The sequence below is a fragment of the Vreelandella olivaria genome (assembly GCF_023507745.1).
In the GTDB taxonomy this organism is placed as follows: domain Bacteria; phylum Pseudomonadota; class Gammaproteobacteria; order Pseudomonadales; family Halomonadaceae; genus Vreelandella; species Vreelandella olivaria_A.
In genome coordinates this window covers 1-535 of sequence record NZ_JALPZO010000097.1, presented here as the reverse complement: position 1 = coordinate 535, position 535 = coordinate 1, and the positions used below count along the sequence as shown (strand labels likewise).

Annotated in this window: 1 pseudogene; it reads right to left on the bottom strand. The window is 58.9% G+C overall.

The features are described from left to right. Window positions 1-535, bottom strand: a pseudogene (locus HP566_RS07810) (DUF6708 domain-containing protein); the annotation flags it as partial.

Sequence of the window (535 nt, the reverse complement as noted above, 5' to 3'; positions counted from 1 at the left end):
CCTTGGCGACTTCCAGATCATACAGCCGGGTGGTGGGACCATCCGGGTGGCAACGTTCTTTAACCAGCGGCTGCCACTGGTGGGTAGCGGCCCGCTGGCGGGCATATTTGGCGGTGATATCGCGGATCAGCAGACATGGGTAAAATAAGGCGAGCCCGATAATCAGTATGGCGGCACGAGAACGTGGTGTAACACCGTCTTTGATTGACTGACGATAGCCTTCCAAATTTAACGTGGCCTTCTTTTGTCGTCGCCGGTACCCTTCCAGTGCTTGCTCGCGATTGGAGGTGGTGAGCGGGTTGCCCTGCTCATCGAACCAGGGGCCGTTATCCATATAGCAGCGCAGGTATTCCCATAACATGCCCTGGGTTTCCGCGGTGCGGCCCATGGGCAGATTGAGTTGCAGGGCAATCACATCCTGGGGGTGGTGATAGCGTTGTAGCAGCAGTTGCAGCGGGGTTTCGGTCATGGCGCCGGTGTATTGGGTCACCGTGCGGCTCTCCTGCATCCAGGCCACGGCCTCATCCCAGGGGGC